The sequence below is a fragment of the Colwellia sp. BRX8-9 genome (assembly GCF_014077245.1).
GTDB lineage: Bacteria > Pseudomonadota > Gammaproteobacteria > Enterobacterales > Alteromonadaceae > Colwellia_A.
Genome location: NZ_JACGVN010000041.1, coordinates 1 through 13,816, shown reverse-complemented (window position 1 = coordinate 13,816; position 13,816 = coordinate 1). Strand labels below are relative to the sequence as shown.

The 13,816-nt window shown below is 39.2% G+C and carries 12 protein-coding genes; 2 read left to right on the top strand and 10 right to left on the bottom strand.

What is annotated here, in order from left to right; all coding sequences use genetic code 11:
- Positions 1-383: 383 nt before the first annotated feature.
- The 6 genes from purD to prmA all read right to left on the bottom strand — a co-directional run bounded on the left by purD (position 384) and on the right by prmA (position 6,975).
- Positions 384-1,670 (bottom strand): phosphoribosylamine--glycine ligase, encoded by a 1,287-nt coding sequence (purD, locus tag H4J70_RS20055; RefSeq protein WP_182218422.1) that lies wholly within the window; start codon positions 1,668-1,670, stop codon positions 384-386.
- An 84-nt stretch (positions 1,671-1,754) separates the two neighbouring features.
- Complete coding sequence (locus H4J70_RS20050) at positions 1,755-2,582, bottom strand: class I SAM-dependent methyltransferase (RefSeq protein WP_182218423.1); 828 nt, start codon at positions 2,580-2,582, stop codon at positions 1,755-1,757.
- 258 nt (positions 2,583-2,840) lie between these two features.
- Positions 2,841-4,442 (bottom strand): bifunctional phosphoribosylaminoimidazolecarboxamide formyltransferase/IMP cyclohydrolase, encoded by a 1,602-nt coding sequence (purH, locus tag H4J70_RS20045; protein ID WP_070375035.1) that lies wholly within the window; start codon positions 4,440-4,442, stop codon positions 2,841-2,843.
- A 183-nt stretch (positions 4,443-4,625) separates the two neighbouring features.
- Complete coding sequence (gene fis, locus H4J70_RS20040; protein WP_070375036.1) at positions 4,626-4,913, bottom strand: DNA-binding transcriptional regulator Fis; 288 nt, start codon at positions 4,911-4,913, stop codon at positions 4,626-4,628.
- A gap of 20 nt (positions 4,914-4,933) precedes the next feature.
- Positions 4,934-5,899: a tRNA dihydrouridine synthase DusB gene (dusB, locus tag H4J70_RS20035; RefSeq protein ID WP_070375037.1), complete on the bottom strand. Its 966-nt coding sequence runs from the start codon at positions 5,897-5,899 to the stop codon at positions 4,934-4,936.
- 194 nt (positions 5,900-6,093) lie between these two features.
- A complete protein-coding gene (gene prmA, locus H4J70_RS20030; RefSeq protein WP_182243876.1) occupies positions 6,094-6,975 on the bottom strand; it encodes a 50S ribosomal protein L11 methyltransferase in 882 nt (293 codons plus the stop codon).
- A gap of 119 nt (positions 6,976-7,094) precedes the next feature.
- On the opposite strand from prmA, the gene H4J70_RS20025 reads away from it, so the two are divergent.
- Positions 7,095-7,583: a putative 4-hydroxy-4-methyl-2-oxoglutarate aldolase gene (locus H4J70_RS20025; RefSeq protein ID WP_182222980.1), complete on the top strand. Its 489-nt coding sequence runs from the start codon at positions 7,095-7,097 to the stop codon at positions 7,581-7,583.
- Positions 7,584-7,633: 50 nt separating this feature from the next.
- The gene (locus H4J70_RS20020; RefSeq protein WP_182222981.1) at positions 7,634-8,599 is read left to right on the top strand and encodes an NAD(P)-dependent oxidoreductase; all 966 of its coding nucleotides are present in this window, start codon (positions 7,634-7,636) and stop codon (positions 8,597-8,599) included.
- 266 nt (positions 8,600-8,865) lie between these two features.
- On the opposite strand, the gene H4J70_RS20015 is transcribed toward H4J70_RS20020, so the two are convergent.
- The 4 genes from H4J70_RS20015 to H4J70_RS20000 form a co-directional block, all read right to left on the bottom strand.
- Positions 8,866-10,479, bottom strand: a complete 1,614-nt coding sequence (locus H4J70_RS20015; RefSeq protein ID WP_182243877.1) for a di-heme oxidoredictase family protein — start codon at positions 10,477-10,479, stop codon at positions 8,866-8,868.
- Between the two features lie 95 nt (positions 10,480-10,574).
- Positions 10,575-11,726 (bottom strand): imelysin family protein, encoded by a 1,152-nt coding sequence (locus tag H4J70_RS20010; protein ID WP_182243878.1) that lies wholly within the window; start codon positions 11,724-11,726, stop codon positions 10,575-10,577.
- 42 nt (positions 11,727-11,768) lie between these two features.
- Complete coding sequence (locus H4J70_RS20005; protein ID WP_182243879.1) at positions 11,769-13,118, bottom strand: hypothetical protein; 1,350 nt, start codon at positions 13,116-13,118, stop codon at positions 11,769-11,771.
- Positions 13,119-13,750: 632 nt separating this feature from the next.
- Positions 13,751-13,816 (bottom strand): hypothetical protein (locus H4J70_RS20000; RefSeq protein ID WP_139083085.1); only part of this gene is annotated, 66 nt, incomplete at its 5' end.

The window sequence follows — 13,816 nt, the reverse complement described above, 5'->3', positions numbered from 1 at the left end:
CTTTTCGAAGATTCAAACCTTATCTATAAAACGTTAAGTTAACTACTTTACTCTAAAGTGATGTAGATAACTTATCAAAACGTTCGTTTGGGTTACCCCTTGGAACTGGAGCGCATTCTAGACATTTCTCGCTGGGCGTCAACCCTTTTTTGTCATAAATTTGAAATAATCGATCGTTCGGTCAATTAACATACATACCGCGTTGTTATTGAGCTTTATTAAAGCTACTACAGTAATTATTAATTTTTTATCAGTTATAACTAAACAAAACCTAACAATGATCATTTCAGTTTACTGTAGGGGATCTTGAGATATTCGTGGATTTTAGCTAATAAAAAAGCCTCTTAAAAGAGGCTTTCATTTCAACACTTAAAAAGTATAAGTTAACTTTGTTCTCTAGCGATTGCACGATAGGCAATATCTGTTCTGAATTGTACTTCTTCCCAGCTTATTTCGTGTAATAAAGCATAGGCAGATTTTTGCGCTTGTGTAACCGTTTCGCCTAATGCAGTAGCACAAAGCACTCGACCGCCAGCCGTCACTATCTCACCATTAATTTCAGTGGTGCCCGCATGGAATGTTTTTCTGTCGGGATGCTGGTTAGTTTCTAAACCTGAAATCACTTTACCTTTGGCGTAAGTGCCTGGATAACCGCCGGCCGCTAATACTACACCGACAGCTGGACGTGGATCAAAATCAATAGTCGCTGTATCTAACTTACCAGCACAGGCTAGTAAACATAACTCAACGATATCAGACTTTAAACGCATCATAATAGGTTGTGTTTCTGGATCACCAAATCGACAGTTGTATTCAATCACTTTTGGCGTACCTGTCGCATCTATCATTAAGCCAGCATATAAGAAACCAGTATAAGGGGCATCTTCTTTAGCCATACCCTGCACTGTAGGATATATGACTTCATCCATAATACGTTGATGAAGTTCAGCGGTAACTACTGGCGCTGGTGAATAAGCGCCCATACCACCTGTATTTGGTCCTTCGTCATTATTATAAGCACGCTTATGATCTTGACTTGTTGCCATGGCTAAAACATTTTTGCCATCAACCATAACAATAAAGCTCGCTTCTTCACCATCTAAAAATTCTTCGATGACAACACGATGCCCGGCATCTCCAAAAGCATTACCAGCAAGCATATCTTTAATAGCGTCTTCAGCTTCTGGCAATGTCATTGCGACAATAACGCCTTTACCAGCTGCTAAGCCATCAGCTTTAATAACAATAGGTGCGCCTTTTTCACGAACATAAGCTAACGCAGCTTCTATTTCAGTAAAATTTTGGTACCAGCCAGTAGGAATGTTGTGACGAGCTAAGAAGTCTTTAGTAAATGCTTTTGAACCTTCAAGTTGTGACGCTTTAGCACTTGGACCAAAAATAGTTAACCCCTCGGCTTGAAAGGCATCAACAACGCCGTCAACAAGTGGCTGCTCTGGGCCAACAATCGTTAGGGTAATGTTTTGAGTTTTAGCAAAGTCGACTAGTGCAGCAGTATCGCCAGCGGATATGGCAACATTTTCTACTTTATTTTCTGTTGCTGAACCGGCATTACCTGGTGCAACAAATACTTTTTCTACTTGTGATGATTGTGCAGCTTTCCATGCGAGTGCATGTTCACGACCACCACTACCTATTACTAAAACATTCATTTATCTTAACCCTACTTTATTTGCTAGAAAATATGCTAAAAAACTTGCGCCATTATAAGGGAAGTTATGGCGCAAGTCTTAAGATTATTTAGCTACTTTTGCAAATTTTAAAGTCATTCGATCACTTTCACCGATAGCCAGATATTTTTCTCTATCTTTATCTTTTAATGCAAGTGACGGGGGTAATGTCCAGACACCTTTTTCATAACTTGCTTTGTCTTTAGCATTAGCATTTACTTCACTACTGGCAATAAAAGTAAATCCAGCAGCTTCAGCTTGTGCAATTGTCTTCTCCACAGAAACATAGCCGCTATTCATATCGTTAGCTGTTGCGCCTTTTGGTAAACGATGCTCTACGACACCTAAAATACCACCAGTTTTTAATGCCTTAAAGGCATCAATAAATACTTGGCTAACACCTTCTTCTCCCCAGTTATGTAAATTACGAAAAGTAAGTACCATATCCGCAGAACCAGCGGGGGCTAATTCACTGGCTTTCTTAGGCACAAAGTTAGAGAGTTCAACTTCACTAAACATCTCATGACTAGCCAATTTTTTTACTAAATTTTTACGGGAATTACTGTAATAGTTGTCTTCACCGGTATCAGGATAATGAGCACCAATTAACTTTCCTTTGCCTTTTAACGCAGGGGCTAAAATCTCAGTGTACCAACCACCACCAGGTGTTATCTCAACAACAGTCATTGATGAATTAAAACCAAAAAATTCTAAGGTTTGTTGTGGATGACGGTATTCATCACGTATTTTATTAGCCGCTGATCTATGTTCACTAGCAACCGCTTGGGCTAACTGTGTATTAGCCATAGGTTGCATGGCTTGATCAGCGTAAGAAACGCTGGCTAATGACAGGCTAATGATTGAAGCTGATAATAAAGTTTTTATTGTTTTCATTTGCTTTTCCATATCAAGAATAAAGGTTAACTCGACATGTTATAGCAGATTTTAAAAGAAGAAACAGATAAGGGGGATAAAAGAAAAGTATTTAACCTTGTTGAAGTGTAACATTTTATCAACAAGGCTAATAAAGCCGTTATTTGGAAATGCTTTAAGCTGGTTAGTGAAAATTAAAAGCGGAAGCGCGGAGCGTAGTTTATCTACTTGAGCACTTCCAACGAATAATTTTATTTAACCAACGATAAGCAAACCTACTTAATGGCGGAAGTGACGCATTCCAGTGAACACCATAGCTATGTTATGTTCATCGGCAGCGGCAATAACTTCATTATCACGCATAGAACCGCCCGGTTGAATAACAGCAGTAATGCCCGCTTCAGCGGCAGCATCTAAGCCATCACGAAATGGAAAGAATGCATCAGATGCCATGACTGAACCTTTAACTTCTAAGTTTTCATCTGCAGCTTTGATACCAGCAACTTTAGCTGAGTAAACTCGGCTCATTTGACCGGCACCGACACCAATAGTCATGCTATTTTTAACGTAAACAATCGCATTAGATTTCACGTATTTCGCTACTTTCCAACAGAATTGTAAGTCACGCATTTCATCAGCAGTGGGTTGGCGTTTAGTAACAACTTTCAAATCATCGCTGGTCACTTTGCCTTGGTCTCTGTCTTGAACCAATAAGCCACCATTAACACGTTTAAGATCAAAACCGGTAGTTTTGGTCGACCATTCACCACAGGCTAATAAACGTAAGTTAGGTTTAGCAGCAACAATTTGTGCCGCAGCTTCTGAAACACTTGGCGCGATAATAACTTCGACAAACTGGCGAGAAACAATAGCTTCTGCTGTGTCGGCATCTAATTCACGGTTGAAGGCGATAATGCCACCAAATGCTGAGGTAGGATCTGTACGATAAGCACCTTCGTAAGCGGCTAAGATATTGTCACCAATAGAAACACCACAAGGGTTAGCATGTTTAACGATAACACACGCCGGCTCATCAAATTCTTTAACACATTCTAAAGCGGCATCCGTGTCAGCTATATTGTTATAAGAAAGCGCTTTACCTTGTAATTGCTTAGCCGTTGAAACCGATGCTTCTTCAGGATTTGCTTCGACATAAAAAGCAGCATCCTGATGCGAGTTTTCACCGTAACGTAAATCTTCAGTTTTAATAAACTGACTGTTAAAGGTGCGTGGAAATTTGTTTTTTTCTTTAAAGTTAACTTCGCTTTTTTCACCACTTCGCGCACTAAGCATTTTGCCAAAGTAATTTGCGATCATACCGTCGTAAGCTGCAGTATGTTCATAGGCAGCAATAGCTAAGTCAAAGCGTGTGTTATACGTTAATGAATCATCGTTACTATTCATTTCTGCTAATACGCGCTCATAATCGTGAGCATTAACAATAATCGTCACATCTTTATGATTTTTTGCCGCTGCACGAACCATAGTGGGTCCACCGATATCAATATTCTCAATCGCGTTTTCTAAGCTACAGTTTTCATCACTAACTGCGTTAGCAAATGGGTAAAGGTTAACGACAACAAGATCAATCGCGCTAATATCGTTTTCAGCCATAACGGCTTCATCCATACCACGGCGCGCTAAAATTCCGCCATGAACTTTTGGATGAAGTGTTTTAACACGACCGTCCATAATTTCAGGGTGACCTGTGTATTTAGAAACTTCAGTAACTTGTATACCATTATCAGCTAATAATTTTGCTGTGCCGCCGGTTGATAAAATATCAACACCTTTTTGCGCTAAACTACGAGCGAAATCGACAATACCTGTTTTATCAGAAACACTTAATAATGCACGTTTGATTGGGCGTGGAGTATCCATTGCTTTATTGTTAACCTTAAAGTTAGTTTAATTGTCTGGCCGTTGACATTTGTCCTTGGCAGTGATTTTTTAAAATAAATCCTTTACTCAGTAATGAGTAGCTAGCTGAAGAAAACCCCTTAGCTAGAAATAAAGAAAGCACCCTAGGGTGCTTTCGATTGACAGGGACAACCTGTCTATTTTTTAGTTCATGCCGTATTTTTTAAGCTTCTTACGTAAAGTACCACGGTTGATACCTAACAAGTTAGCTGCACGTGTTTGGTTACCGCGCGTATACTTCATAACTTCTTCTAACATTGGCGCTTCGATTTCAGAAAGTACAAGGTCGTACATATCATCTACATCATTACCATTTAATTGCGATAAGTAGTTACTGATAGCTTGTTTAGCTTGAGTACGTAATGGAGAATACTCAGCTTGAGTTTGGATCTTGCCAGTAACGAATGGTGATGAAATATTTTGTTCAAACATAAAGTTCAGACTCTTTCTAGTTAATTTAAATTATCAAAATACAGTTCTAATGCATCAAGTTGATCGGTAGATGACTCTAACGCATTAAAAACAGAACGAAATTTTTTCTCTTGATCATACGCGAGCATATACCAAGCAACGTGCTTACGAGCAAAACGAACACCCATAAAGTCACCGTAAAAGTTGTGTAAGTCCTTTACATGCCCAATAACTATCGGACAAATCTCTTCCAATGAGGGGGCAGACAAATGTTCACCCGTTTTCAAGAAATGATTAATCTCTCGAAAAATCCAAGGTTTCCCTTGGGCACCACGACCCACCATTACGGCATCAGCCCCAGTAAAATTTAATACCTGCGCCGCTTTGATTGCGCTGGTAATATCGCCATTAGCCACAACGGGAATACTAACCGCTTGCTTGATGGCTTTTATCGTTTCGTATTCCGCATCCCCTTTATAAAAATCATTACGGGTGCGACCATGAACGACTAAAGACTGAATACCGTTGTGCTCAGCAATTTTAGCAATTTCAATGCCGTTGCGAGTGTTCTCACACCAGCCGGTACGAATTTTAAGTGTTACTGGCACGTTTACCGCATCAACAACACTTCGCACTATTTCTTCAACTAATTTAGGTTCTTTTAATAATGCAGAACCCGCGAGCTTTTTATTGACCTTTTTAGCAGGACAGCCCATATTAATATCTATAATTTGTGCGCCATTTTCAACATTAACTTTAGCAGCAAACGCTAACTCTTCAGGATCTGAACCGGCAATTTGTACCGAACGAATACCTGCAAATTCACTATGAATACTTCGTCGCTTAGATTTTTCGGTATGCCATACTTTGGGATTAGACGAAATCATTTCTGACACGGCTAACCCTGCTCCCATTTGACAACACAGTTGTCGAAAAGGTTGGTCGGTTATTCCGGCCATTGGAGCAAGCATTACATTACTTGATAAAGTATACGAACCTATATTCATGTTGCTGTTTTTTTGAGCTACTATTCAAAAGGGCGCTAAGTTTACGTGTTTTTAAGGGAATTGAAAAGCATATAAATTGAACAATTCTTGCTTTTTTTTGCGTTTTTAATATTGACTTTTTGCAAACTATTGATGTGAGCAGAATTTGTACAAATAGCTAACGAATACTGCTCAATTAATAACAGGGTTTTTGACTAATTTTTTTTACCTGAAAGACGAACCCATTCATCTTGAACAGCAATGGCATCCATTTCACACCACTGACTATAAATATTTTGCAGTTCATTGGCCTGTTCTTCTAAAACACCTGACAGTGCAAGGTGACCATTTGGTGCAACAAATTCAATAATCGTTGGCGCTAATTCACGTAATGGTCCGGCTAAAATATTAGCGACAACCACATCAGCTTTAAAACTTGGCTGATCTTTTGGTAAGAAAAGTTCTAAACGGTCTGCAATACCGTTGCGCTCAGCATTTGCTTTACTTGCTTGTAATGCTTGTGGATCAATATCAATACCAATGACTTTTTTCGCGCCTAGCTTAAGTGCCGCCAGCGATAAAATTCCTGAACCACAACCAAAATCAACTACAGTTTTACCGACTAAATCTAATCCGTCTAACCAGGTTAAACATAATGCCGTGGTTGGATGGGTGCCTGTGCCAAACGCTAAACCTGGATCAAGCATAACATTAACCGCGGTTGGATCAGGAACTTCGCGCCAGCTTGGACAAATCCATAAACGCTCACCGAATTTCATTGGATGGAAGTTGTCCATCCACTCTCTTTCCCAATCTTTATCTTCAAGTTGCTCTAACTTGTAAGCCATATTGTTTTTATCTGGATGGATACTTTTCAAATAAGTAATGGTTTTATCCATGTCATGGCTGGCATCGAATAAGCCCATTACCACGGTATTGTGCCAATAGATAACTTCATCACCCGGAAGCGGCTCATAAATAGGGGTATCTTGGGCGTCGATAAACGTTACGGCTTGTGCGCCACAAGCACTTAACCAATCACTATATTTTTCTGATGTGTCTTCATTCGCACTCAAGCGAAGTTGTATCCAAGGCATGGGAGGTGCTCACTATAAATTTTTCACTAGTTTAGCATTTGTTAGTTAATACCTACAAAGACTTCTGCTAGAGTATTGCTAGGATAATTATTCCCTCTGGCCTAATAAGGAACTCTACGATGCTCGATCTTCTCCCTGATTTATATGACATTTACCCTAACGCATTAACACTGGCACAACCGCTATTTACTGACTATGGCAAAAATAACATTTTTTATGGGGAAATAGTCACCGTGTCTTGTTTTAATGACAATTCAAAAGTTAAAGCTTTGGTAGATACTGACGGCACAGGTAAAGTCATGGTTATTGATGGTAAAGCAAGTACCACACGTGCACTGTTAGGTGACATGCTTGCTGAAAAAGCGGTTAAAAATGGTTGGCAAGGAATAGTCATTAATGGCTGTATTCGTGATGCGGGTACGATTGCCACGCTAAAACTAGGTGTAAAAGCATTGGGTTGTTGCCCAATTAAAACTGAGAAACTAGGTATTGGTGAAGTAAATATTCCCATTACTTTTGCCGGCATTCATTTTATTCCCGGACAGTTCATCTACGGCGATAGTAATGGTTTAGCCATCAGTGAAAAACTTTTATCATTACCGTCTTAACGCAATTGTTTAGGCTCATACACAGATTAAAGACAATATAGGTTATTTAAATGAAATATTTCCCCATTTTTCTTGAGGGTAAAAACATATCGGCAATGATCATTGGTGGTGGTGATGTCGCGGCACGTAAAATTGAATTACTGCTAAAAAGTACCACTAACATTACGGTTATGGCTGCAAGCTTATCTGAAAGTGTGAAACGATTAGTCGATGGCCATGATCTACATTGGCTCGCTCACAATTACCAAAGCGGCCATTTAATTGGCATGAACTTAGTGATTGCAGCTACCGACGATGGCGAAGTCAATAAAGCGGTTGCTGGTGAATCACAACCGCTCAACATTCTCACCAATGTTGTTGACCAACCTGAACTCTGTACTTACATCACGCCAGCAATCATAGATCGCGCACCGATGATTATCGCTATGTCTAGCTCTGGAAGTGCCCCTATACTGTTAAGGATGCTTAGAGAACAAATTGAAAAAACCCTGCCTAATGGCTACGGTAGGCTTGCAGATTTCTCTTTTAAATTTCGAGATCATGTTAAAGCAAGAGTAAGAGGGCTGCGCAACCGTAGGACCTTCTGGGAAAGCGTATTAAGAGGGCCTATCGGTGAGCAGATTTTACAAGGTAATATACCCGAAGCTGAACAACAGCTTATTGCCAGCATAAAGAAAGAAATTACACCGCCGGTAGGTGAAATTGTCTTTGTTCATACATTAGATGGTAATCCAGATAAATTAACCCTACAGACTCACCGAGAAATGCAATTTGCTGAAGCGGTATTTTATGACGATGACGTTAATATCGACCTAATTGAATATATACGCCGTGATGCTGAAAAGTATCCACAAAGTATTACTTCATCAATACTTATTAATTTTCAACATGCACTTGAACTCGCAGAGAATGGACAGAAAGTCATTTATCTCTTAGCAGGACACACACAGTTACCTGAAAACTCAGCATTGTCGTCGAGCAGTATTTTGAAAAAAGAATTAATAAGTGGTGCATAAGTAAAGATCTACAGCGTTTTTAGACTATAACTTACGATTTACTACCCCGCTTTTTAAAAAAATAATATCATTTAAAGGAAGACGGTTAATAAGACACGCATCGTTTAGACTATAACTTACGATTAAAGGCTGATCCTGTTGCATCACCATCCCGTTTTTTAAAAAATAAGGCGTTAAAGTAACTCTTTAACGCCTTGAATAAGTGATGCTTTGCGCAAAGCCCACTTCTTCTGGAGAAATAATAACATTGTCGGCGCGGCGCTGACTTATAAAGACATAACAAAAGAGACTAGTTGCTCACGTTCATTAACACTTAATGCCATAAACTTGTCGGTAGCTTGTTGCGCTTCACCGCCATGCCAAAGTATTGCTTCTTCTACCGTACTCGCTCGACCATCATGTAAAAAACCAGCGGCAGGATTCACTGTTTTAGTTAACCCTATTCCCCACAGTGGTCGAGTTTTCCACTCATTGCCTGTTGCCATAAAATCACGACGATTATCTGCTAATTCTGCGCCTAAATCGTGTAATAACATGTCTGTGAAGGGATAAATATGTTGTCCTTTTAATGACTCAGGTGCAGGTACTCCCCCCACCAAAATATCACCACTCATCGTAGTAAAGTCTGGTTGATGGCAAGACACACAACCGACCTCTTCAAATAATTGTGCGCCGGCAATTACCATTTCATTATTTACATTGCGTCTTGATGGCACAGCTAATGTTTCCGCATAAAAAACAACATCATCTGAGAACTCTTGGCTTGCTTCACTACCTCCTTGTTCATCAACACCGGTATCAATAAAACCTGTCCGCGTTAAATAGCTTTCATGCAAAGGTGAATTAGCGATACTCTCCTGTGGAAATAACGGATTGGTAATCCCCATATCACCCCGTAATGCGCCCAGAGACTGAACACGAACACTGGGTGTGCTTGCTTTCCAGCCAAAGCGTCCAAGTGATACAGGTATAAGATCTTTGTTTTTCGCTTTAATTGGGTCGAAAACCCAATTAGGACGACCTGAAATACCATCGTTATTGGTGTCTAGCTCATCACTTAACGCTAATATATCCGCTTCGGCGATGAGTTCTAACAAACCTAAACCAAAGATTGGCATGCCATTACGTGGGCTATAACGCACATCAACCTGCATAATCGCACTATCGCGTTGTTGACCGTCGCCAACATCGTAAGCGTTTTCAATAGTAAATACCGGTTTCTTTAATTCAACCGTATCACCATTGGCATACATTATTGTTTTAAATTCATAAGCTAAATAAACATCGGCTTGACCAACAAAAGGGTGATCTTGCCAATCAGCCCGTGCTTTTAACACACCTCGATGAAATAGCTGGGTACCAAAACCTTGCACAGGCTTATTTTGACAATAGTTATTATTAATTGACGGTGCTGTGCATTCACCGTCTTCAATACTCATTCTCAAAAAAATACCGGCATTAGCGCCTAATAAAATACGATTTTGGTCTTGTGGAATGGTTAATGTAGATGGACGACCATCACGCTGGTGGCATGAGTTACAATTTTGATTATTAAAAACCGGTCCCAAACCATCTAATTCAGGGTGTTCCATATTTGGCGCTGTTGTAAACGCCATTTCAAAATTAGCATCGCCAGTCAGGTGTTGGTTTAGTTCAGCGTCAGTTAAGGTCGTTATTGGAGTTGAAAAGCCATGCCCTGAATCACTAGCATCAAATGCTGTCGCTTTATCACCTAGGTTTTCAACAAAAGTATAATCAGGGTAATCAGGTTCAACAACAGCATTATCATTTGACTGACTATCACTATTACAGGCACTAAGAAATAATGTTGCCAGTAAAAGATTAATCGTAATTATTAAACCCTTGTTTATATTATTCATATTTAACATAAGTTTTGTTCTATTTATAAATTAAAGGGAAGTGCATCCTTGCACGGCTTACATCCTTTAGGGGTCGGTTAGCAACTAAATCACTGTTAGTTATTCCAGTTATTCAACAATATAAGCACATCACTCTCTAATGATGTTTGTAAGATACTTAAAGCATCAATAGCGGCTTGAATACGAACACGTGCTTCTACATCATTAATTGCTTGCCTGAACGGCATATCATTTTCACCTGAAATCGCTTTAATTGCTGTTATTGCTGTCGTTATTTCTGTATCGATGCGAATAGCTAAAGCACTATCCGCGGCTTGAACGAAATTAATAATTCCTACATCGGTCACAGCTTGTGAATTTGTGGTCCCTAGGTAAACATTTTTAACCCCTTGAATATTATTTGTGAAATCAGCCAGTGAATTCCAACTGTATTGTGATTCAACTAACGAGGTATCCGTTGAGTTAATATCACTACCAAAGGGTTCAGCAATTTTTCCGTTAGCGACTTCATCAACAATACCTATCATGCCATTAATTAATTCTTCTACGACGCCTAGTTCAGACGCATAAATGTCATTACCTGGTATCAGCAAAAATTCTTGGTAGGGTAATGAGTTTGTATCATTAGCATCATGTCTAACCGTCCACGCATCAAAAAGCGATTGGGTATATTCACGAAACACTTCTGCAGTAGCAACTAAATATTCACGCTCTAACGCTGTCATTTCATCTATCGCTTTAGCATTATCGGTTAAGCCATCGCCAAAAAGTAGAAACTCCATGGTATGAAAACCCTGAACATCGTCGTTAAATAACTTGATAACCTCGGCATTAAAACCACTTTGTGTTGCTAATAAACTTTGCAGGTCACTGGTATTTAATGGCCAAGTATCTAAGTGAGGATCTATAGATAAGGCATCTACTGGTCCAAAAATATGAGCTTCTCCTTGCTCCCAAGGTTGGCGAACTGTTTGCCATGCTTGTTGAGTTGCCAATAATGTTTCTTGGCTCGGAGAATTTAATAATGACAAGGTCGCTAAGTGAAAGATCTCTGCTTTGGTGTTCAGGTCGTTATAACCTTCAACAATAATATCGTTTGTTATATTACTTATCATAGCGGTTGCATCAAACGCGAAGCCTGATGGTTCTTCTATAACAGGTATTGACTGTGAAGAACTGCTACCACCACATGCAGATAACATTAATATTGCTGTGGTCGTTGCGAAGAGCGAAGTTTTCAATGACATTTTTAATTCCTTTAAATTTACAGTCGTCTTTTAAACTGATGGTTATATTGAAAAATAATAGCCCATCGATAGGCTAAAACTTTGGGTATTATCAAGGTTGTTTTGTGCATAAGTTTTTTCAGCAAACTGAGCTTTAAGTACCACATTTTTTATTGGTATGTAGTTCACACCGATGGCAATTTCTTTAATATCAAAACGAGAGGTAGCTAAGCCCCCTGCTACTTCTTTAATAGGGTTGGCATAATCATATGAAGTAAATAGATACAAAGGTTTGCTAAGGCCAAGCAAAAATTGACTGTTATAGGCGACTTCTAGAAATGCTGACTCAGCTTCACTACCTAATTGAGCAAAGTTACCTGGTTTTAATCCTGGCGTTGTTTTATTAGCGGCAGTAATGGCTAAGCTGTCATCTAATTTGCCGAATAAATACTGACCTCGTAGCGTCCAATCTTGATAACGATAAACGCCATTGAGCCCGATAATCGATAAATGGCCATCCGCTGAAATATTATTGGTATTATTGCGATTACCACTGGTGTTACCGCTGTAAAAACTAGCGCCTATCCCTGAACCTTTTTTAAGGTCGCCATAATCTACTCGAAGCGTTAACGCTAAGTCGTCGGCATTGATCGTTTCGAATCTTTTTTGGTGACCACTGGCTACCCAGCGATAAGTACGAAAGTATTCAGAATTAAGGCCTGTCGTCAGCAAAGCTTGCGCCTTAAGTCCTTGCCAATTTGCAGTGAAGTTAATCCCGGTTTCATGCCAAACTTGGGGGATAAGTGTTGATTCACTCCAATGACGCTGGGTAGTAAAATATTGATCAGGTTTGTGTAACTCAGTCCCTAAACCCACAGGGACAAATATTCTGCCAAGTTTAATAGCAAAGTAGTCATTGTAAGCATATTTGAGTTCTAATTTTTCAACCAGAACTTCACCACCCGCTTCTATCTCAGTTTCAAATTCTCCGAATTCTTCGAAGCCATCATATTCTAATGCTGCGCCCGTACCACCATGTTCGTACTCTAACTCTATTTCAACTTGCCATTGGGGATCAAACCGATAACCAAATTCTAAAACAACGCGTTCGACATCAGTTATGCTGCGCTTTTGTGGTTGTGTGTCTTGCGTGTTACGAAAAACATCTTCCGTTTTATAAAGTACACTGCCATAAGAGGTAATGTGCCAATTTTTGATGGCTGAATAATTTAGCTGATCTTTATGACTTGTTGAGGATACGGCTAGACTTAATTGTCTAAGTTCACTTTGAAGCTTTTCAATTTGTTGCTGTTGTTTGTTAAAGTTAATAACAGAGGGTTGATCATCAGCCTGAGCAAGGTTACAAAAACTGACCATTGCCAATGTTGATAAAACAGAAATTTTGTTTTTCATCTTACTGCACCAATACAAATACGAATCACTTTCATTTGGATGTATTGTAATTAGCTCTAATGATTATTGCAAACAATAATAGTTATCATTCGTAATTAATTTCATTCTATTCTTTTGATCACTGAAATAAGACATAAAAAAGACGCCTAAGCGTCTTTTGTTAAATTCTCGTGAGTACTAAAATCAGCAATTGTGAAATACCTCTTACAGGTACAGCGATACAATACCTGCTCTGTGTTAGCGATTTTACAGTTTTGCTAAAATTCAGATATAAAAAAAGACGCCTAAGCGTCTTTTCTTGAATTATCGTGAGAACTAAAATCTGCAATTATGCGATGCTTCTTTTAGGTACAGCGATACAACACCTGCTCTGTGTTGGCAGCTTTGATAGTTTTGACTGTTTGACTCTTTGACAATTTCACTAAAATTTAGTGATAAAAAAAGACGCCTAAGCGTCTTTTTTTTAAGTTCTCGTGAGAACTAAAATCTGCAATTATGTGATGCCTCTTTCAGGTACAGCGATACAACACCTTCCCTGTGTTAGCGATTTTACAGTTTTACTAAATTTTAGATATAAAAAAAGACGCCTAAGCGTCTTTTCTTTAAGTTCTCGTGAGAACTAAAATCTGCAATTATGCGATGATTTTAGATACAACACCAGCACCAACAGTACGACCACCTTCACGGATAGCGAAGCG